Origin of the sequence: Streptomyces sp. NPDC004111 (assembly GCF_042874215.1) — a bacterium.
Lineage (GTDB): Bacteria > Actinomycetota > Actinomycetes > Streptomycetales > Streptomycetaceae > Streptomyces.
This window is the reverse complement of record NZ_JBIAMU010000004.1, coordinates 183,945-203,141: the sequence shown is the minus strand read 5'-3', so window position 1 is coordinate 203,141 and position 19,197 is coordinate 183,945. Positions and strand designations below refer to the sequence as shown.

The following is a 19,197-nucleotide window of genomic DNA, read 5'->3' as shown; positions in this document are numbered from 1 at the left end:
GCCGGCCGGGCGCCGTACGGGTGGAAGCCGTCCTAGTTGAAGACGACCGTACGGTGCCCGTTGAGCAGCACCCGGTGCTCGCTGTGCCACTTCACCGCGCGGGCCAGCGCCTGGCACTCCACGTCGCGGCCGATCGCCACCAGCTGCTCCGGGGTGACCTCGTGGCCGACCCGCTCGACCTCCTGCTCGATGATCGGGCCCTCGTCGAGGTCGGCCGTCACGTAGTGCGCGGTCGCACCGATCAGCTTCACACCGCGCGCGTGCGCCTGGTGGTAGGGCTTGGCGCCCTTGAAGCTCGGCAGGAAGGAGTGGTGGATGTTGATGATGCGGCCACTGAGCTGCTTGCAGATGTTGTCGGAGAGGACCTGCATGTAGCGGGCCAGCACGACCAGCTCGACGTTCTGCTCGGCGACCAGGTCGAGCACCTGCTGCTCGGCGGCGGCCTTGGTGTCCTTCGTCACCGGGATGTGGTGGAAGGGGACGTCGTACGAGGCGACCAGCTCGCGGAAGTCGGGGTGGTTGGAGACGACGGCGGCGATCTCGACCGGCAGCGCGCCGATCCGCGAGCGGAACAGCAGGTCGTTCAGGCAGTGCCCGAACTTGCTGACCATCAGCACGATCCGCATCCGGTCCTCGGCCCGGTGGATCTCCCAGTCCATCCGGAAGGAGTCCCCGACGGCGGCGAAACTGGCCCGCAGCTTCTCCACGGTGACCGGCGACTCGGCGGAGAAGGCGACCCGCATGAAGAACAGTCCGGTGTCGTGGTCCCCGAACTGCCGGCTGTCCTCGATGTTGCAGCCGGTGATGAACAGGTAGCTGGACACGGCGTGCACGATGCCCTGTTTGTCCGGGCAGGACAGGGTCAGCACATAGTGGTCGGAAGCGGCGGGCGCGGATCCGGGGCCGGGCGTGGGGCCGGCCTGGGGATCGGGCGTGGGGTCGTCTCTCATGACCCCAGAGGATCGCACACCGGGACGGATCCTCAGGAAGGGTTCGTCAGCAGCCGAACGGCCTCCAGCGAGCGCGGCGCGGTGTCCGGATCGTCCCCGTCGCTCAGCGCCATCCGCACGTGCGCCTCACGGGCCGCCCGTACCGCCTCCGGCCAGCCGTGATGGGCCATGTACGCGGAGACCGGGGCGTCCGCGCCGACCTGGTGCATGATGCGCAGGACCCGGAGCACGGCGACGTCCACGAGGGCCGCCTCGCCCGAGTCCCTGAATATCGCGCCGACGTACTTCTCGGCGGACCAGTTGTCGAGCCAGGTGTCCTCGACGAGGCGGTACACGGCATCGGTGATGTCCCCGTACCCCTCGACGCCGGCGAGCCAGCACTCCTGGTGGAAGACGGGGTCGGAAAGCATGTGCAGCGCGGAACGCACCTGAGTGCGCCAGCGCCACCACGGCATGTCATTCAGCGGCATGCCGCCCATGGTGGTGGAGCGACGGCCGCGACGGGAAGGGTTCGCTGAAGCTTGCACGATTGCCGATCGTACGGGGGTACGAATCCAACTCGGACAAGCCCCCGCGATTCGGCCTCGATGCCCCGGGGGTGCGGCGCCGGACGGATGACGAATCACACATCCGGCGTCGGTGGCCCCGGCGGGCTCAGAGCTCCGTCGGCTGGTGCTTGGTGAGGCCGTACTTGCCGGCGATCTCGTTCCACGGTCCGACGGCGGCCTGCTTCGCCCGGGACGCGTTGCCGCTCTCGCGGTCGCCCGCCCGGCGCTCCCCGGTCGCCTTCGCCCTGCCCTTGCCGCAGAACTTCTTCTTGTCGCCCCCGACCTTGTCCGCCCAGTCCGCGTAGTGGTCGTCCGCGGCGGCGGAGGACTGCCAGGCCTTGGTCAGCGAGGCGGTGAGCGACGCGTGGTCGGCCAGCTTGTCCACCTTCAGGGCCTGGAGGCGGGTCACCAGCCCGCGGCGCTCCTCGGCGGCGCCGCGCAGGTCACTGGCGGCCTTGGGCAGGCTGTCGCACTTGCCGATGGCGGCGACGGCGTTGATGACGGCGGCACGGCTGTTGTTGCTGTCCGCGAGCAGCTTGTCGAGCGCCTCCGCCTGGGCCTTCGCCGGGTCGGCGGCCTTCTCGGCGGGCGGCTTGGCCGGCAGCGAGCTGTCCGAGGAGACGGTCTTGGTGTCCGCGTCCTTGGTGTCCCCGTCGCCGCCGAAGTTCAGCAGCGCGCCGATGCCGAGCCCGATCACGGAGCAGCCCACCACCACGGCGGCGATCATCGGCACCGCGCCGACCTTGCGCCGCCGGGGCTCGGCGTCCCCGCCGGGCTGCTGGTACTGCTGGTAGCGCGCCTCCTCCTGCTCGGCCTCCTGCTGCCGGGGCGGCAGGAAACGCGGCATCTGCTGGGTGGAGGACGGCGGCTCCGCCGCCTGCGGGGCGGGCTGGGGCTGGGCCTGCGGGGCCTGTGTGCGGAAGAGGCTGTCGAACTCGGCGGGCGGCTGCCGCTCGCCGGGCGCGGCCTGCGGTGCGGGCTGGACGGGCTGCGCGGGCTGGGCCGCGTACTGGGAGTCCGCCGGCACCGGCGGCAGGTACTGGGTGGCGTCCGCGTCCGACCCGGCGGGCGGCTGGAGGGCCTGCTGGCCGAGGAACTGGGTGCCGTCCAGGGGCGCAGCCGGAGCGGTGGCCGGAGGCACCGGGGACACCGGGTTCTCCGGCGGAAGGGCGCCGGGGCCCTGCACGACGGGCGGTATGAACTGGGTGGCGTCCGCGTCACCGCCGGGTGCGGCGGGCATCTCCCAGGAGGGCTGGGCGGACTGCGGGTCCGCGAAGGGCTGCGGGTCCGCGAAGGGCTGCGGGGTGTAGGAGTGGCCGGTGTAGTGCTCACCGGCGGGCTGCTGCGGGATCTGGTGCGGCAGCGGGTGGGCCTGGTGGGGCGGTGCTTGGTGCTGCACCTGCTGCTGGTGCTGCTGCGGTGCTTGGTGCTGCACCTGTTGCTGGTGCTGCTGCGGGGCCTGCGATCCCGTCATCTGCTGCTGTCCGGCGGGCTGTTGGGCCGCCGGGCCCCAGGGCTGGTCCCAGCTCTGGCCCGGCGGCGGAGTCACCTGGCCGGTCCCCTGCCCCGGCGCGGCAGGCCACGAAGGCTGCTGCGGGGGCAGTGCCTGGGAGTACTGCGGGTGGGCCGGGGGCAGTCCCGCGCCCTCGTGTGCGGGGCGGCCAGCGGGATGCTGCGGCTCATCACCCTGTTCGCTCTGCGTCAACGGAGGCTCCTGCCATCGGACCTAGGGGGTCCTCGCCTCAACAGCGAGGGACGGAATCACCGGTTCACGCTACCGGGTGATTCAGGGCCTGTGCCACGTCCCCATGATCGCTGGTCAGCGGTGGCGGGATGGGGGGTGGGGGCTGTAACGAATTGCCGTACGTTGACGCTGATATGGGGCCGGGATTACCCACCGGCCCGACCGCCCCCTACATCCGGCCACCACCGACCGAAGTCCCGCCTGCGGCGGCCGATGCCCCTCCCCGCCCCTTCCCTAAACCGCTCGCCGCGGGGCTGGGGAGTTTTTCTGCGGATGCGTCGTTGGTTGCTCGCGCAGTTCCCCGCGCCCCTGAGTACTCAGGGGCGCGGGGAACTGCGCGGTCGGCCACATCGAAGCCGCGGACGGGCACTCGGCCCCGGAGGGCCCGCCACCCGGGGTCCGGGGCGGAGCCCCGGTTTCGGGAAGGGGCGGGGTGGGGTGAGGCCCCGCGCAGCGGACCCCCGCCCGACGCCGGGCAGCACCGCAGGCCTGACGCACGGCCGCACCGGGCCGTCAGCCACGCCGGGCAGGGCCACGCCGGGCAGGGCAGGGCAGGGCCGGGCAGGGCCGGGTGGGGCCACGCCGGGCCGGGCAGGGCCGGGTGGGGCCGGGTGGGGCCGCGCCGGGGCCGTCCCCAGGGGCCCCGTGCCCGCCCCCCGGGACCGCGAGGACTACGCCGCCTGGGATTCCAGTTTCGCGCCGAACTCCCGCACCGCCGCCTCCTCCCGATACGGCTCCAGCCGCTGCTGGAAGTCCTCCAGGTACTCCGCCCCCCGGTTCGACCTCAGCGTCCCCAGGAGTTCCACCGCCCTCGCTCCCGTGCGGCACGCCTCCTCGATCTCGCGCTGCTGCACCTGTGCCGAGGCCAGCAGGACGAGGCCGATGGCGCGGCGGCGCACCTTGCCCTCGGGGTGGCCGGCCACGCTCTCCCGTGCGCGGCGGGCCGCCGCGTCCGCCTGGCCGAGGTCCCGGTGGCAGTGGGCCAACTCGTCCGCCAGGTATGCCTGGTCGAAGTGGGCGATCCACACCGGGTCGTCCCCCGAGTCCCCCTCGTCGTACGCCAGCTCCATCGCCGCCTGCGCCTTCGCCGCGATCGCCCCGCAGGTCCGTTCGTCGCCGAGCAGTGCGTGGCCGCGGGCCTCCGCCGCGTAGAACATGGCCTCCGTGCGGGGCGTCACCCGCCCCCGCGCGCCCTCCTGCGCCGCACGGGCCAGCTGGGCGATCTCGCGCGGGTTCCCGAGCTGGGCCGCCAGGTGGCTCATGGAGGCGGCCAGTACGTAGCCGCCGTAGCCCCGGTCGCCGGCCGCCTGGGCCAGCCGCAGCGCCTGGATGTAGTAGCGCTGGGCGAGTCCGGGCTGGCCGGTGTCCACCGCCATGTATCCGGCCAGCTCCGTCAACCGGGCGACCGCCGCGAAGAGTTCGCGGCCGGTGGCCTCCCGGTAGGAGCCCGAGAGCAGTCCGGAGACCACGCTGTTCAGGTAGTGCACGACGATCGGGCGCACATGGCCGCTGCCGAACTTGTGGTCCAGCTCCACCAGCGCGGCCGTCGTCGCCCGTACCGCCGCGACGTCGCTCGCGCCGACCCGGGACCCGGCCGTGCGCGCCACCTGGTGGTCGGCGCCGGTGATCAGCCAGTCCCGGCTCGGCTCCACCAGCGCCGACGACGCCACCGAGGAGCCGGAGAGGAAGTCCCGGCGGCCCACGTCGCTGCGCCACAGCTCGCAGACCTGCTCGATCGCGCCGAGCACGGTGGGCGAGAACTGGAGCCCGATGCCGGAGGCCAGGTTCTTGCCGTTGGCCATGCCGATCTCGTCGATGGTGACCGTGCGGCCCAGCTTGCGGCCCAGCGCCTCGGCGATGATGCCCGGAGCCCGGCCCCTGGGCTGCTGGCCGCGCAGCCACCGTGCCACCGATGTCTTGTCGTAACGCAGATCGAGTCCGTGCTCGGCGCCGCACATGTTGACCCGTCGGGCCAGCCCGGCGTTGGAGCACCCGGCTTCCTGGATGAGCGCCTGGAGACGTTCGTTCGGCTGTCGGGCGATGAGCGGCCTGGCTGCCATGTGTACCCCCTGGTGCGGGCGCCGGTGAAGTCAGCGCGGAACCCCTGCGAGGTCCCGCGCGGAGATCACTGCCCTGCGAATATGCAAAGAATGCGAGTGATGCGCATAGATGCAGTAGATGAGGTGGATGACGGCATAGATGCGGAGAGATGACGGAAGACAGAGGTATTGGCCGGTACTTCCGCGCTTCCACGTTGGTGGCTTCCCGCTCCCCGCACCGGTCCCACCTGCGCGCCCCCGCCCGTGCACCGGTGCGCCCCATATGCAGGATCGATGCGCCATCTCCCGCGCGGGCGCGCCCGTAACCGGAGTTGGTGCGCACAGTTGAGTTGTTCGTGGAAGAGACCATCGGAGTCACGGACGTCGACGCAGCCCAGATCCCCCAGCAGCGCGGAGATCAACTGCTGGACAGTGCCGTGCGGTACGCGGAAGAACGGCACTGGGACGTGTTCCCCGGCACCTGGCTGGAGGCCGAGGAAGGGGTCGAGCGCTGCTCCTGCGGCGACGCGGCGTGCGCGGCCCCCGGGGCGCACCCGGTGAAGGGCGACTGGGCGACGCAGGCGACGGGCAGCCCGGTGGCGGCGCGGCGGATGTGGCAGAAGAGCCCGAAGGCCTCGATCCTGCTGCCCACGGGGCGCACCTTCGACGCCATCGACGTGCCCGAGACCGCGGGTTTCCTGGCGCTGGCCCGGATGGAGCGGATGGAACTCACCCTCGGCCCGGTGACCAGCACCCCGGACCGCCGGCTGCTCTTCTTCGTACTGCCCGGCGCGGGCGCCAAGATCCCGGATCTGGTGCGGAAGTTGGGCTGGGTGCCCAGCACGCTGGACCTGGTGGCCCGGGGCGAGGGCGACTACGTGGCGGCCCCGCCGACCCGGATGGGTGCCATGGGTGCCGTGCAGTGGGCGCGCCGCCCCACCCCGGCGAACCGCTGGCTGCCGGACGCGGAGGAGCTGATCAACCCGCTTGCCTACGCCTGTGGCCGCGAGGCCGCCGCGGCCCGCAACAGGGCGCGCGTCTAGGGGCCCCGCACACCGGTCACAACTGCCGGTCAGGCCCTAGGGTGGACCCGTATCACGGGGACCACGAAAGGCAAACGGCATGCCTGACCAGGCATTCGAGCAGGCGGGCGGAGCGCGTACGGCGCCGCCCGCCGCAGTACGCGTCCAGGGGTTGTGGAAACGGTTCGGCGAGCAGGTGGCCGTGGCCGGAATCGACCTGGAACTGCCCGCGGGGAAGTTCATCGGCCTGGTCGGGCCGAACGGGGCGGGGAAGACCACCACGCTGTCGATGGTGACCGGGCTGCTGCGCCCCGATCAGGGGACCGTCGAGATCGGCGGCCACGACGTGTGGCGCGACCCGGTGGAGGTCAAGTCGCGGATCGGCGTGCTGCCGGAGGGGCTGCGGCTCTTCGAGCGGCTGTCGGGGCGCGAACTGCTCGCCTACAGCGGCCGGTTGCGCGGACTGCCCGGGGCGGAGGTCGACAAGCGGGCCACCCAGCTGCTGGACGTCCTGGACCTGGCGGGCTCGCAGCACAAGCTGGTCGTCGACTACTCGACCGGTATGCGCAAGAAGATCGGTCTCGCGGCAGCCCTGCTGCACAACCCGCAAGTGCTGTTCCTGGACGAGCCGTTCGAGGGCGTCGACCCGGTGTCGGCGCAGACCATCCGGGGCGTGCTGGAGCGGTACACGGCGTCCGGCGCCACGGTGATCTTCTCCAGCCACGTCATGGAGCTGGTGGAGTCGCTGTGCGACTGGGTGGCCGTGATGGCCGCCGGCCGCATCCGCGCGCAGGGCACCCTGGCCGAGGTGCGGGGCGACGCGCCGACCCTGCAGAACGCCTTCCTGGAGCTGGTCGGGGCGAACGGCCGCGACGCCGGGGAGAGCCTGGACTGGCTGGGCGGGGGCGGCACCGGACCGGGTGCCGGGGCCGCCGATTCCGGGTCCGGTTCCGGGGCCGGTGCTGCGCGATGAGTGCGGTGGTCACCGGTTCCGCTCCCGGGGCCGACGCCGGGCCGGGAGCCGTGTCGGCGGGGCTGACCCCGCTGTTCGTACGGCTCAAGCTCGCGCTGCTGAAGAACGGGCTGCGGCAGTCGTCCGGGCGCAAGGCCGCGTTCATCACCACCGGAGTGCTGGTGGTGCTCTTCTCCGCGCTCCAGCTGTTCGGGCTGATCGCACTGCGCGGGGTGTCCGCGGCGCCCACGGTGACGCTGCTGCTGGCGCTGCTGCTGGCGCTCGGCTGGACGTTCATGCCGCTGTTCTTCCCCAGCGGTGACGAGACCCTGGACGCGTCGCGGCTGGTGATGCTGCCGTTGCGGCCGAGGCCGCTGGTGCGGGCGCTGCTCGCGGCGTCGCTGGTGGGCATAGGGCCGCTGTTCACGGTCTGCCTCGCGGTGGGCTGTGTGATCGCGGTGGCGCACGGGGTCGCGGGGGCCGTGGTGGCGGTGCTGGCGGCACCGCTGACCGTGCTGACGTGCGTGGCGCTGGCCCGTACCGTCGCGACGGCCAACGTACGGCTGCTCACCAGCCGGCGCGGCCGTGACCTGGCGGTGCTCAGCGGCCTGGTCATCGCGGTCGGCGTCCAGTTGGTGAACTTCGGCTGGCAGCGGCTGAGCCGGACCGGCGGCAGCCTGGAGGTGCTCGATCCGGTCGCCGACGTGGTGCAGTGGGTGCCGCCCGCCTCGGCGGTCGGCGCGGTGCACTCGGCGAGCGAGGGCGCGTACGGGCGCGGGGCGGTCCAGCTGCTCATCACAGCGGTGTTCCTGCTGTGGCTGCTGTGGTCGTGGGAGCGCGGGCTGGTCAAGCTGATGACCACCCCGGACGGCTCGACCCTCCAGGCCGCTTCGGGGCCGGCCCGCAAGGAGTCCAAGGCCGGACTGCTCTCGCGGCTGCTCCCCGACGGACGGACCGCGGCCACCGCGCAGCGGCTGCTGCGCTACATCTGGCGCGACCCCAAGACGAAGGGCGCCTGGGTCTCCTCGCTGGTCATCGGCCTGATCGTGCCGGTGTTCAACGCGCTCCAGGGGACCGGGTCGGTGTACTTCGCGTGCATCGCGACCGGGATGCTCGGGATGCTGACCTTCAACCAGTTCGGATCGGACACCTCGGCGTTCTGGATGATCGCCATGTCGATCTCGACGGTGCGCGACGCGTACGAGGAACTGCGGGCGCGGATGCTGGCGCTGCTGGCCATCACCGTTCCGTACACCGTGCTGGTGGTGGTCGTGACGGCCGCGATCGTCGGGGACTGGAGGTCGCTGCCCGAGGTACTGGGGATGGCGCTGGCCCTGCTCGGGGCGATGCTCGCGGCGGGCATGGTCGCCTCGGCCACCTACCCGTACTCCGTACCGCAGGACAGCACGCACAAGAACGTGTCGGCCGGGCAGGGCTCGCTGGCGTGGATCTCGCTGCTGGGAGGAATCTTCGTGTCGGCGGTGGCCTGCGCGCCGCTGATCGTGCTCACGGTGTGGCTGCACCTGAGCGACGGTCCGACGTGGCTGCTGCTGCCGATCGGCGTGGTGTACGGCGCGCTGGTGGGCTGGGCGGGGCTGAAGGCCGCGGCGCCCCGGGTGGCGCGGCGGCTGCCGGAGATCCTGGCGGCGGTCAGCAAGGGCTGAGCGGCGCGGGGCGAGTGACCGGGACGGGGCGTCCGCTGCGGCGGGCGCCCCCTTCCGTGGGGGCGGGGCCGGTCAGGGGGCCGAGGGGATGAAGTCCGCGGACTCCTCCAGGAAGGGTTCGATGGCGGCGCGCCAGCCCTCCGGCTGGTCGTAGTGGACCAGGTGTCCGGCGTCCTGGACCTCCGCGTAGCGGCCCCGGGGCAGCACCCGGACCATTTCCTGCGCCTCCGCCCGGCCCAGTTCCCCGTCCAGGCCGCGGACGACCAGGGTCGGGCAGGACACCTGCGACAGCTCGTCCCAGTGCGCCTCGTGCACCCAGGTCGCGCGGGACATCAGCATCTGGCGGCGGGAGAACACCGGACGCCAGCCGTCCGCCCGCTCCGCCATCACCTCCGCGAAGAACTCCCCGCGCGCCGGACTCGGCCGCTCCACCCACGGGTCGTCCTCACCGAACCACTTCCGTACGTCCGCGAGCCGGGCGAAGGGCACCGGCCAGGCCTTGAACCAGTCCTCCCACTCCCGCTGGGAGGCGGCCCCCAGGGCCGAGGCGCGCATGTCGCAGACGACCAGGGCGCGGACCAGGTCCGGCCGCTTGGCGGCGAGCTGCCAGGCGGTGAGGGCGCCCATCGAGTGGCCGATCAGGGTCACCGGGGCCAGACCCAGCTGTTCCACGGCCGCCTCCGCGTCGGCGACGTACGCCTCACGCGTGAACGGGCCCTCGGCCGGTTTCTCGCTGCGGCCGTGGCCGCGCTGGTCCAGGGCCACCGCGCGGTGGCGCTCGGAGAGCCAGCGGGCGGTGTCCGCCCAGTGCGAGGAACGGCCCATCAGTCCGTGCAGGAGTAAGACCCCGGGGGCCTGCTCCGGCCCGGCGCCGGCCTTGGGCGGGTCGGCGAACTCCCAGGCGGCAAGGCGTACGCCGCCGGCTCCGGTCACGTCGATGCGCCGCACCATATGGCCTGGCACCCCCTTCTTCGTCCGGTCTCTTCCGGTTCCGGGTGATCGTCGCTGCCTGCCACACCAAGCTATCGAACTCCCATTCGAAAATGCTGGTTCGCCGCGCAAGACCCCACTTTCGAGTGACAGCGCTCAAGGATTGGCTCGCGCTGCCGAGGGGAGATCTTCTGCGGGAGGCGGGCCGCTCGGGGAAGACGGTCCGCGGGAGTCGACCTAGGGAGCTCGGGGCTCCAGGTCGACGCAGGGGAGGACAGGCCCCGGCGCCTCAGGGCGCCGGGGCCCTCCTTGTGCGGTGCGCGCGCCACAGGCCGTGCGTACGACGGGTTGCGCATTCCCGCCTCCTCCCGGCAGCGCTGCGGGCCCGGACGGCAACAGCCCGTGCTCACCTCGTGTGCCCCGGTTCGAGTGCCGCAGACACAGCGTGGCACGCGATCTGCCCGGCCGCTGGCATTCCGGCACGAAAGGGGAAGCCAACTCCCCCACTCATGAAGGAAGTTGACCTTTGGCGCCCCGGAGCGGGCTCCGGGGCGCGAACGGGTCCCTAGCGCTTGGCGACGAAGACGTGCGACGCCGTGTCCGCGTCCAGCTCGGCGGCCTCGCCGCTGCTGCCGACCAGCACGCCGCCGGGCGACTCCGTCACGCTGACCACCGAGCCGGGCTGCACGCCCGCGCGGCGCAGCGTGTACATCAGCTGGGCGTCGGTCTGGATGGGCTCGCCGATCCGCCGCACGACCACCGTCTTGCCCTCCGCGCCCGGCGAGAGGTCGCTGAGGCTGACCATGCCGTCGTTGAGGAACGGGTCCGCCTCGGACTTCTCGCCCAGCTCCTCCAGACCGGGGATCGGGTTGCCGTACGGGGACTCGGTGGGGTGGCGGAGCAGCTCCAGCACCCGGCGCTCGACCGCCTCGCTCATCACGTGCTCCCAGCGGCAGGCCTCCGCGTGCACCTGCTCCCACTCCAGGCCGATCACATCGACGAGCAGGCACTCGGCCAGCCGGTGCTTGCGCATCACGCGCGTGGCCAGCCTGCGGCCCTCCTCGGTGAACTCCAGGTGGCGGTCGCCCGCCACCGTGACCAGGCCGTCGCGCTCCATCCGCGCCACCGTCTGGCTGACCGTCGGGCCGCTCTGGTCCAGGCGCTCGGCGATACGGGCGCGCATGGGGACGACGCCCTCCTCCTCAAGTTCGAGGATGGTGCGGAGATACATCTCCGTGGTGTCGATCAGTCCGGACATGTGTGCCCCTCGATGCTGTGACAGAAAATCGTCCTGCGCTGGCGGTGTCCGGCGGATTTCCGCGGGACACCTCGGCCCGGTTCCAATTCTGACGCATCGCACTGACAACCGTGCCGCGACGGGGCGACGCCGTATTGACAGGCCACTGGTCCAGACCGCAACGTGATCGGCGGCGCGGACGCCGCCTCGGTTCGTCACCCCTGGAAGGGCCCCACAGCGATGAGCGAGAACAAGCTGGCCGATCAGTTCTTCGACGCCGCGATCGGCCTTCTGCACCGGGTGCGCGACGAGGAGGCGGCGGGCATCGCCGCCGCGGGCGCCGCCATGGCGGACACCGTCGCCGCGGGCGGCCGGCTCTTCGCGTTCGGCGCCGGGCACTCCTCGCTGGCCGCGCAGGACGTGGTGTACCGGGCGGGCGGCCTCGCCCTGATGAACCTGCTCGCGGTGCCCGGCGTCGTCGGCGTCGACGTCATGCCGGCCACCCTCGGCTCCGCCCTGGAACGCGTGGACGGGCTCGCGGGCGCCGTGCTGGACAGCAGCCCGGCCAAGCCCGGGGACGTCCTGGTGGTGGTCTCCCTGTCGGGCCGCAACGCGCTGCCCGTGGAGATGGCGATGAACGCGCGGGCCCTGGGGCTGAAGGTCATCGGCGTGACGTCGGTGGCGTACGCGACGGACACCAGGTCGCGGCACAAGTCCGGCACCTTCCTCAAGGACCACTGCGACATCGTGCTGGACAGCAAGATCGCCGTGGGGGACGCGGAGCTGACGGCGGACGGTGTGGAGGCGCCCTTCGCGCCCGCGTCGACCGTGGTCACCTCGGCCCTCATGCAGGCGGTCGTGGCGACGGCGGCGGGTGAGCTGGCGCGGCGGGGGATCGAGCCGCCGATGCTGCGGTCGGGGAACGTGGACGGTGGGCACGAGTGGAACGGGCGTGTGATGAGTGAGTACGGGGACAGGATCTTCTTCCGGCACTGAGTGGGGTGCGGGTCTGCCGGGGGCGTCCGGGGCGGGGTGTTCGGCTCCGCCGGGGGCCGCCCCCTTGCCCGCCCGTTCCGCCCCCGGGGGGCGGCCCCGCCGCCCAAGGGGGCGGGGGGTGGGGCGGGCAAGGGGGTCAGGGGGTGGGGTGGAGGAGTTGGGAGAGGTCGATGGCGGTGGCTACGCGTAACGCGATGTTCTCCGCGTAGGTCGCGTCCGGGCGTTCGAAGGCCGGGCGGGTGGGGCCGCGCAGGAAGGTGACCGTGCCCAGGTTCCGGCCGCGGCTGCGCAGCACCATGCACAGCGCGTGCACCGTGTCCTCGGGCCACTGGCGCTCCGCCGCCCAGGCCCGCGCGTCGGCCCGCGCTCCCGCGCTCGCCCGCACCGCTCCCGACCGGTCGAGGGCCTGGAGGGCCGGGTGGCCCTCCCCGTACCGGACCGGTATCCCCGCCTCCGCGTTGTCCTGGGTGCACGGGCCCGGCTCTCCGGCGGGCGTGGCCGCGACCCGTACCAGCCGGGTTCCCGCCAGTACGTCGATCAGGGCGTGGTCGGCGAACCCGGCGAGCCCGTAGTCGACGTGGGCGGTCGCGGCCTCCATGGGGTCCTCGCACTCGGCGGCCGTCCGGGCCGCCCGGTACAGCTGGTTGCCGCGGAAGCGGAGCCTGGCCGCCTCCTGCTCGGCGGTCTTCGCCTCGGTGACGTCCTGGAAGATCCAGGCCACACCGAGCGGAACCGGCTCCTCCGCGAGCGGGGAGGCGAGCCGGAGGAAGCCGCTGCGCCAGCAGCGCCGCCGCTCGCCCTCCGCGGTGCGCAGGGTGACCCAGAGGTCGACCGGGGCGGGCGGGGTGCCCTCGGCCAGTACGTGCTGGAGGGCGCCCTCCAGTTCGTCGGCGCCCTGCACGACGGTGTCGCCCAGCGGCCTGCCGAGGAGCGCGGTGCGGGTGCCGCCCAGGGCGCGGGCGGCGTGCACGTTGACGACGGTGGGGCGCAGGTCCACGTCGAGCAGCACCACTCCCCACGACGCGTCCTCGAAGAGCACCTCGCTGAGCGCGATGGCGCGCTCCAGGTCGATCTGGGCGTGCACCTCGCCGAAGGCGCTGTAGACCCCGGCCGGTTTCCCGTCGGCGCCCGTCACGGCCGCCGACTGCATGCGCACCAGCACCCGGCTGCCGTCCTTGCGCAGCAGGGCGAACTCGTGGACCTGCCGGCCGCCGCCGCGCATGGCGGCCATCAGCTGCTGGCCGACCTCGTCGGCGTCCGCGCTGCGCACCGCCCAGCCGGCGAATCCGCGCCGCCCCACCGCGTCCCCGGCGCTCCAGCCGAGGATCCGCTCGGCCTCGCGGTTCCAGTGGGTGACGGTGCCGTCCGCGGCGAAGGCGCAGAGGGCCGCGTCCATTCCGTCGAGGAGGGCGGCGAGCAGCTCGGCGCCCGCCACCGCACCCGTCGCACCAGCCGTCCCCGCCGTGTCCCCGGGCCCGGTGGCCGGACCCGCCCCCGGTACCGACTCCGGCTCGGGATCGGTGGTCCCACTGCTCAGAGAAGCACTCACCCGGCACCCCCGCAGGTGGTCGTCCGTGCCGCTGTCCGCCCTGCCGCACGTCGGAGGATCATTCAACTCGAACGTGACGCAGCCCACACCCCCTTCGGGGAAATCGCCGGGGAAACGACGTGCGCCGTTAATTCGGTTGAAGCGCTCCGGCAGCACTCCTAGTGTGTGGCTCACGCTGAAAGGAGGTGATTCGGAAGTGATTTCTTTCCGGACTCGTGAGGTGGCTGCGGGCTAGTTGCCCGTACGTCGCACTCAGTGCGGTACCGGCGCAGCCGGTCCAATCCCAAGCAGTCACCGCCCCGCGGGCTCGCCGGTAAGTCCGGCCGGCCTCCTCCTCGGAGGGGACCAGAGCCCGCGGGGTTCTGCGTTTTCCGGGGCCCCGGCCCCGGCCGGCGGGCGGCTACGGGTTGAGGCGCTCCACCGACCAGGCCCCGGCGCCGTCGCTGACGTACCGCAGCCGGTCGTGCAGTCGGTTCTCGTGGCCCTGCCAGAACTCGACGGTCCGCGGCACCACCCGGAAGCCGCCCCAGTGCGGCGGCACCGGCACCTTCTCGCCCTCGGGGTAGCGCTCCTCCAACTTGGCGTACGCGGCGGTCAGTTCGTCGCGCGAGCCGATCACCTGGGACTGCTCGCTGGCCCAGGCGCCGAGCTGCGAGCCGTGCGGGCGGGTGCGGAAGTAGGCGGCCGTCTCGGCGCGGGAGACGCGTGCCGCGGTGCCGGTGACGACGACCTGGCGGGCGATCCGGTGCCAGGGGAAGAGCAGCGAGAGGTGCGGGTTGGCGCCGAGTTCCTCGCCCTTGCGGGAGCGGTAGTTGGTGAAGAAGACGAAGCCCTCGCGGTCGTAGGCCTTCAGCAGCACGGTCCGCGAGCTGGGGCGGCCGTCCGGGGTGGCGGTGGAGACGATCATGGCGTTCGGCTCGTCCAGGCCGCCCTCGACGGCCTGCTGGAACCAGCGGGCGAACTGGTCCATGGGTCCGGGCGCGAGGGAGTCCTCGGTGAACGGCTCGGTGCGGTACTGCTCGCGCATCACCGACGGATCGGAGGTCACGGGCGGGTCGGGCAGTGCGTAGGAGTCGCCGGCGGAGGCTGCGGCCTCGGCGGCGGGGTCGACGCCGGGCCCGTCGGAATCGGGAAGTGTGTTCGGCACGGGACCATCCTGCCGCAGTCGGCGCAGCCCCAGTCTTCCCACCCTCAACTCCGGTTAATCCTCCTGGAAGTGGGTCGGGGAGTGTGCCTGTTCTCACGCTTCCCCGCATCGGCTGAACCCGCCAAAATCCCCGGTGGAGAGCCTGTTGCTTCCCTACAGCGGGAGTATCGTTCCTGCCTCCCGTCGCTTCCCGCGCACGCCATGCGTACAGATCTTGAGGAGCCGCCTGATGTCCGACTTCGTACCCGGACTCGAAGGAGTCGTCGCGTTCGAAACGGAGATCGCCGAACCGGACAAGGAGGGCGGTGCCCTTCGCTACCGGGGTGTCGACATCGAGGACCTGGTGGGTCACGTCTCCTTCGGGAACGTGTGGGGCCTGCTGGTGGACGGCGCGTTCAACCCCGGCCTGCCGCCCGCGGAGCCGTTCCCGATCCCGGTGCACTCCGGGGACATCCGGGTCGACGTGCAGTCGGCGCTGGCGATGCTCGCCCCCGTCTGGGGCCTGAAACCGCTGCTGGACATCGACGAGGCGACCGCCCGGGACAACCTGGCGCGGGCCGCCGTGATGGCGCTGTCGTACGTCGCCCAGTCGGCGCGCGGGCAGGGCCTGCCGATGGTGCCGCAGAGCGAGATCGACAAGGCCGAGTCGGTCGTCGAGCGCTTCATGATCCGCTGGCGCGGCGAGCCGGACCCCAAGCACGTCAAGGCGGTCGACGCGTACTGGACCTCGGCGGCCGAGCACGGCATGAACGCCTCCACCTTCACCGCCCGCGTCATCGCCTCCACCGGCGCCGACGTCGCCGCCGCGCTGTCGGGTGCGGTGGGCGCCATGTCGGGCCCGCTGCACGGCGGCGCGCCCTCGCGCGTGCTCGGCATGATCGAGGAGATCGAGCGCACCGGGGACGCGCGCGCGTACGTGCGCCAGGCCCTGGACAAGGGCGAGCGGCTGATGGGCTTCGGGCACCGGGTGTACCGCGCGGAGGACCCGCGCGCACGGGTGCTGCGGCGCACGGCGAAGGAACTGGCGGCCCCGCGCTTCGAGGTGGCGGAGGCACTGGAGAAGGCCGCGCTGGAGGAACTGCACGCACGGCGCCCCGACCGGGTGCTGGCCACGAACGTGGAGTTCTGGGCGGCCATCGTGCTGGACTTCGCGGAGGTCCCGGCGCACATGTTCACGTCGATGTTCACCTGCGCGCGGACGGCGGGCTGGTCGGCCCACATCCTGGAACAGAAGCGGACCGGACGCCTGGTGCGGCCGTCGGCCCGGTACGTGGGACCGGGGGCGCGGAATCCGCGTGAGGTGTCGGGGTTCGAGGACATCGTGGGCTGAGTGGTGAGCGGGGGCGTGTCCGGTGCTGCGGGGCCGGGGGCGTCCGGGGCGTCCGGGGCGGCTGGGTGCGGCTCCGTTGGGGGCCGCCCCCTTGCCCGCCCGTTCCGCCCCCGGGGGGGCGGCCCCGCCGCCCAAGGGGGCGGGGGCGGGTGGGAAGCGTGCGGCCCCCGCCGCCCAAGGGCACGGTGGGGCGGGGTTAGTCGGTGAGGGCGGATTGGAGGAGGGTGGTCCATTGGGTGACCACCCGGTCGCGGCGGGCCGTGTCGTCGGTGAGGAGGTTGGCGAGGCCCAGGCCCCGGGCCATGTCGAGGAAGCCCTGGACCAGCTCGCGCACGCCGGGGCGTGACTCGTCGGCGTGCAGCAGTTCCACCGCGATGCGGTGGGTCTCGCGGCCGACCCTCGCCTCCAGTTCGGTGACCCGCGCGTGCAGCTGTTCCTCGTGGGAGGCGGCCACCCACAGGTGCAGGGCGGCCCGGAACAGCGGGCCGGTGTACAGCTCGACGATGGCCGGGACGACCGCCGCCATGTGCTGTCCGGGCAGCGCCCGCAGCGCGGTGGAGCGCTCCTCGGCCACGTACTCCACGGCCGCCGTGAACAGGTCCTCCCGGGTCGGGAAGTGGTGCTGGGCGGCGCCCCGGGACACCCCCGCCCGCTCCGCCACGACGGACACCGTGGAGCCAGCCCAGCCGCGTTCGGCCAGGCAGGAGACGGCGGCCTCCAGCAGTCGCTGCCGGGTGGCGCGGGAGCGGTCCTGTTTGGGGGCGGTCACAGTAGCCATGCGGGGTCCCGTCGTTCGAGGTGCGCGGTCACGCCCTCGCGCGCCTCGGCGGACGCGAACAGCGCTGCCGAGCGTTGTACCAAATCTTCCGCATCCCGGTCGAAAGCGTCCCGCATACCGGCCGTAAGCAGCCGTTTCGACTCCGCGAGTCCCTGCGGGGAAGCCCTCCGCAAGGACTCCAGTACGGGGTCGAGCACGGCGTCCACGTCCGGTGCCGCCTCGGTCAGCAGGCCGATCTCGCGGGCCCGCGCCCCGCCGAACACCTCCCCGGTGAGGAAGTAGCGGGACGCGGCGCGCGGCTCCAGCCGGGTGAGCAGCGGGATGGAGATGACGGCGGGCGCCACCCCGATCCGTACCTCGGAGAAGGCGAAGTCGGAGTCGAGGGTGGCGAAGGCCAGGTCGCACACTGCGAGCAGGCCGAGCCCGCCCGCCCGCGCGTGTCCGTCGACGCGGGCGAGCACGGGTTTGGGCAGTTCGGCGATCTGCCGCAGCAGCGCGACGAAGGCGTAGGGGCTGGCCGGTGTCTTCAGGTCGGCGCCCGCGCTGAAGGTGTTGCCGGTGTGCGCGAGCACCACGGCCCGTACCGCGGGGTCCTTCCCGCAGCGGTCCAGGGACCGGGCCAGTTCGCCGACCAGGGACGCCGAGAGGGCGTTGCGGTTGGCGGGTGAGTCGAGGGTGAGGGTGGTGATCCCCCGGTCGTGCGTGGTGGGTGCCAGGGCCTGCCGTGTCACTGTCGTCGCTCCCTTTCTCGCAGCTCGCGCCGCAGGATCTTGCCGGAGGCCGCCCGGGGCACTCCGTCGGTGAACTCGACGCGGCGCACCTTCTTGTACGGGGCCACGCGCGCGGCGACGTAGTCCAGGACGTCGTCCTCGGTCAGCCCGGGGGCGTGCGGCTGCCGGACGACGTACGCCTTGGGGACTTCGTTGCCGTCGCCGTCGTATACCCCGATCACGGCGGCATCCGCGACGGACTCGTGGGTGAGGAGCAGCGCTTCGAGTTCGGCGGGGGCAACCTGGTAGCCCTTGTACTTGATGAGTTCCTTGACGCGGTCGACGACGAACAGCCAGCCGTCGGCGTCGACGCGCCCTATGTCGCCGGTGTGCACCCACCCCTCGGCGTCGATCATGGCGGCGGTCTCCTCGGGGCGGCCGAGGTAGCCCTTCATGCGCTGCGGGCCGCGGACGGCTATCTCGCCCTCCTCGTCCACGCCGAGGTCCTTGCCGGGTTCGGTGAGGGACAGGATGCGCATCTCGGTGCGCGGGATGAGCTTGCCGACGGTGCCGGGCGGCGGGTTCTCGGCGTCCAGCGGCACCACGTGGGTGCCGGGCGAGAGTTCGGTCATGCCGTACGCCTGGAGGACGGGGCGGATGCCGAGCCGGTCGGCGCAGGCCTTCGCGAGGGCGGCGTCGAGCGGGGCCGCCGCGCTGACGACGTACTCCACGGACGACAGGTCGTAGCGGTCCACGGCCGGGTGCTTGGCGAGGGCCAGGACGATCGGCGGGGCGACGTAGAGGGCGTTGATGCGTTCGTCCTGGATCGTCTTCAGGTACTGCTCCAGGTCGAAGCGCGGCAGCGTGACGACGGTCGCGCCGTGCGACAGGGGGATGTTGACGAGGGCGGTCTGTCCGTAGATGTGGAAGAAGGGGAGCACCGCGAGCACCCGGTCGCCCGGCTTCATCGGGATGAAGGGGTGCAGCTGCGCCATGTTGGTGGCGATGCTGTGGTGGGTGAGCATGACGCCCTTGGGGGCGGCGGTGGTGCCCGAGGAGTACGGCAGTACGGCGACGTCCGTGCGGGGGTCGATGTCGACCCGCGGTTCGGGGTCGGTGCAGGCCAGCAGGTCGAGTACGGAGCGGTGTCCGGGCGCGCTGTCGCAGACCAGTACTTCCTCGACTCCGCCTGCGAGTTCGGCGGCCCGGCGGGCGGTGTCCAGCAGCGCCGAGACGGTGACGAGCCAGCGGGCCGAGGAGTCCCGCAGCTGTTTGGCGAGCTCCTCGGCGGTGGACAGCGGGTGCGCGGTGGTCACGGTGGCCCCCGCGCGGGTGGCGGCGAAGAACACCGCGGGGTAGGCGATCGTGTTGGGGCTGTGCAGGGCGAGCACGTCGCCCTTGCGCAGTCCGGAGGCGGCCAGTGCGGCGGCGATCCGGCGGTGGAAGGTGTCGAGCTGGGCGTAGCTGAGGGTGGTGCCGTTGGTCCCGTCGACGAGGGCGGGGGCGTCCCCGTGCCGGGCGGCATCGCCGAGGACCGCCTCGTGGACGGGAAGTTCTACGTCGGGCACATCGGCGTACTCGCTGTGGAACACCATGGTGGA

The 19,197-nt window shown here is 72.6% G+C and carries 16 protein-coding genes; 5 read left to right on the top strand and 11 right to left on the bottom strand.

Going from position 1 to position 19,197, the window contains the following annotated elements; all coding sequences use genetic code 11:
* Positions 1 to 32: 32 nt before the first annotated feature.
* From purU to ACFYVL_RS10640, 4 genes are all read right to left on the bottom strand, one after another.
* Positions 33 to 950 (bottom strand): formyltetrahydrofolate deformylase, encoded by a 918-nt coding sequence (purU, locus tag ACFYVL_RS10655; RefSeq protein ID WP_389242938.1) that lies wholly within the window; start codon positions 948 to 950, stop codon positions 33 to 35.
* Positions 951 to 982: 32 nt separating this feature from the next.
* Entirely contained in the window at positions 983 to 1,429 is a 447-nt protein-coding gene (locus ACFYVL_RS10650; protein ID WP_389243420.1) for a hypothetical protein, read from the bottom strand.
* A 175-nt stretch (positions 1,430 to 1,604) separates the two neighbouring features.
* Entirely contained in the window at positions 1,605 to 3,203 is a 1,599-nt protein-coding gene (locus ACFYVL_RS10645) for a hypothetical protein (RefSeq protein ID WP_389242936.1), read from the bottom strand.
* Between the two features lie 710 nt (positions 3,204 to 3,913).
* Positions 3,914 to 5,302: a transcriptional regulator gene (locus ACFYVL_RS10640; RefSeq protein ID WP_389242934.1), complete on the bottom strand. Its 1,389-nt coding sequence runs from the start codon at positions 5,300 to 5,302 to the stop codon at positions 3,914 to 3,916.
* 335 nt (positions 5,303 to 5,637) lie between these two features.
* Here ACFYVL_RS10640 and ACFYVL_RS10635 point away from each other — a divergent pair, with 335 nt between their 5' ends.
* From ACFYVL_RS10635 to ACFYVL_RS10625, 3 genes are all read left to right on the top strand, one after another.
* Positions 5,638 to 6,324, top strand: coding sequence for a bifunctional DNA primase/polymerase (locus tag ACFYVL_RS10635; protein ID WP_389242931.1), 687 nt, complete (start codon positions 5,638 to 5,640; stop codon positions 6,322 to 6,324).
* A 79-nt stretch (positions 6,325 to 6,403) separates the two neighbouring features.
* Positions 6,404 to 7,276, top strand: coding sequence for an ABC transporter ATP-binding protein (locus tag ACFYVL_RS10630; protein ID WP_389242929.1), 873 nt, complete (start codon positions 6,404 to 6,406; stop codon positions 7,274 to 7,276).
* On the top strand, positions 7,273 to 8,919 hold the full coding sequence (locus ACFYVL_RS10625; RefSeq protein WP_389242927.1) for a transporter: 1,647 nt from the start codon (positions 7,273 to 7,275) through the stop codon (positions 8,917 to 8,919). The genes ACFYVL_RS10630 and ACFYVL_RS10625 overlap by 4 nt, the downstream gene beginning before the upstream one ends.
* 72 nt (positions 8,920 to 8,991) lie before the next feature.
* On the opposite strand, the gene ACFYVL_RS10620 is transcribed toward ACFYVL_RS10625, so the two are convergent.
* Positions 8,992 to 9,870, bottom strand: a complete 879-nt coding sequence (locus tag ACFYVL_RS10620) for an alpha/beta fold hydrolase (protein ID WP_389243418.1) — start codon at positions 9,868 to 9,870, stop codon at positions 8,992 to 8,994.
* Positions 9,871 to 10,414: 544 nt separating this feature from the next.
* A complete protein-coding gene (locus ACFYVL_RS10615) occupies positions 10,415 to 11,107 on the bottom strand; it encodes a metal-dependent transcriptional regulator (protein WP_389242925.1) in 693 nt (230 codons plus the stop codon).
* Positions 11,108 to 11,326: 219 nt separating this feature from the next.
* Between ACFYVL_RS10615 and ACFYVL_RS10610 the strand changes: the two genes are divergently transcribed.
* Complete coding sequence (locus tag ACFYVL_RS10610; RefSeq protein ID WP_389242923.1) at positions 11,327 to 12,082, top strand: SIS domain-containing protein; 756 nt, start codon at positions 11,327 to 11,329, stop codon at positions 12,080 to 12,082.
* Between the two features lie 136 nt (positions 12,083 to 12,218).
* Here the strand turns inward: ACFYVL_RS10610 and ACFYVL_RS10605 are convergent, their stop codons facing one another.
* Both ACFYVL_RS10605 and pdxH read right to left on the bottom strand, forming a co-directional pair.
* The gene (locus tag ACFYVL_RS10605; protein WP_389242921.1) at positions 12,219 to 13,631 is read right to left on the bottom strand and encodes a PAS domain-containing protein; all 1,413 of its coding nucleotides are present in this window, start codon (positions 13,629 to 13,631) and stop codon (positions 12,219 to 12,221) included.
* A gap of 400 nt (positions 13,632 to 14,031) precedes the next feature.
* Complete coding sequence (gene pdxH / locus ACFYVL_RS10600) at positions 14,032 to 14,658, bottom strand: pyridoxamine 5'-phosphate oxidase (RefSeq protein WP_389243416.1); 627 nt, start codon at positions 14,656 to 14,658, stop codon at positions 14,032 to 14,034.
* A gap of 349 nt (positions 14,659 to 15,007) precedes the next feature.
* On the opposite strand from pdxH, the gene ACFYVL_RS10595 reads away from it, so the two are divergent.
* The gene (locus tag ACFYVL_RS10595) at positions 15,008 to 16,108 is read left to right on the top strand and encodes a citrate synthase 2 (RefSeq protein ID WP_389242920.1); all 1,101 of its coding nucleotides are present in this window, start codon (positions 15,008 to 15,010) and stop codon (positions 16,106 to 16,108) included.
* A 196-nt stretch (positions 16,109 to 16,304) separates the two neighbouring features.
* Here ACFYVL_RS10595 and ACFYVL_RS10590 read toward each other — a convergent pair whose 3' ends face one another.
* From ACFYVL_RS10590 to ACFYVL_RS10580, 3 genes are read right to left on the bottom strand one after another with little or no spacing between them, the layout of a single operon-like run.
* Complete coding sequence (locus ACFYVL_RS10590; protein ID WP_389242918.1) at positions 16,305 to 16,886, bottom strand: TetR/AcrR family transcriptional regulator; 582 nt, start codon at positions 16,884 to 16,886, stop codon at positions 16,305 to 16,307.
* Positions 16,874 to 17,617 (bottom strand): enoyl-CoA hydratase family protein, encoded by a 744-nt coding sequence (locus ACFYVL_RS10585; RefSeq protein WP_389242916.1) that lies wholly within the window; start codon positions 17,615 to 17,617, stop codon positions 16,874 to 16,876. Before ACFYVL_RS10585 ends, ACFYVL_RS10590 begins: the two co-directional genes overlap by 13 nt.
* A complete protein-coding gene (locus ACFYVL_RS10580; RefSeq protein WP_389242914.1) occupies positions 17,614 to 19,191 on the bottom strand; it encodes an AMP-binding protein in 1,578 nt (525 codons plus the stop codon). Before ACFYVL_RS10580 ends, ACFYVL_RS10585 begins: the two co-directional genes overlap by 4 nt.
* Between the last annotated feature and the right edge of the window lie 6 nt (positions 19,192 to 19,197).

What these genes read in the sequence shown, in the direction of transcription:
- purU (WP_389242938.1), bottom strand. Translation starts at nt 950, where the DNA reads ATGAGAGACGACCCCACGCCCGATCCCCAGGCCGGCCCCACGCCCGGC.
- ACFYVL_RS10650 (WP_389243420.1), bottom strand. Translation starts at nt 1,429, where the DNA reads ATGGGCGGCATGCCGCTGAATGACATGCCGTGGTGGCGCTGGCGCACT.
- ACFYVL_RS10640 (WP_389242934.1), bottom strand. Translation starts at nt 5,302, where the DNA reads ATGGCAGCCAGGCCGCTCATCGCCCGACAGCCGAACGAACGTCTCCAG.
- ACFYVL_RS10630 (WP_389242929.1), top strand. Translation starts at nt 6,404, where the DNA reads ATGCCTGACCAGGCATTCGAGCAGGCGGGCGGAGCGCGTACGGCGCCG.
- ACFYVL_RS10625 (WP_389242927.1), top strand. Translation starts at nt 7,273, where the DNA reads ATGAGTGCGGTGGTCACCGGTTCCGCTCCCGGGGCCGACGCCGGGCCG.
- ACFYVL_RS10620 (WP_389243418.1), bottom strand. Translation starts at nt 9,870, where the DNA reads ATGGTGCGGCGCATCGACGTGACCGGAGCCGGCGGCGTACGCCTTGCC.
- ACFYVL_RS10615 (WP_389242925.1), bottom strand. Translation starts at nt 11,107, where the DNA reads ATGTCCGGACTGATCGACACCACGGAGATGTATCTCCGCACCATCCTC.
- ACFYVL_RS10610 (WP_389242923.1), top strand. Translation starts at nt 11,327, where the DNA reads ATGAGCGAGAACAAGCTGGCCGATCAGTTCTTCGACGCCGCGATCGGC.
- pdxH (WP_389243416.1), bottom strand. Translation starts at nt 14,658, where the DNA reads ATGCGCGAGCAGTACCGCACCGAGCCGTTCACCGAGGACTCCCTCGCG.
- ACFYVL_RS10595 (WP_389242920.1), top strand. Translation starts at nt 15,008, where the DNA reads ATGTCCGACTTCGTACCCGGACTCGAAGGAGTCGTCGCGTTCGAAACG.
- ACFYVL_RS10590 (WP_389242918.1), bottom strand. Translation starts at nt 16,886, where the DNA reads ATGGCTACTGTGACCGCCCCCAAACAGGACCGCTCCCGCGCCACCCGG.
- ACFYVL_RS10580 (WP_389242914.1), bottom strand. Translation starts at nt 19,191, where the DNA reads ATGGTGTTCCACAGCGAGTACGCCGATGTGCCCGACGTAGAACTTCCC.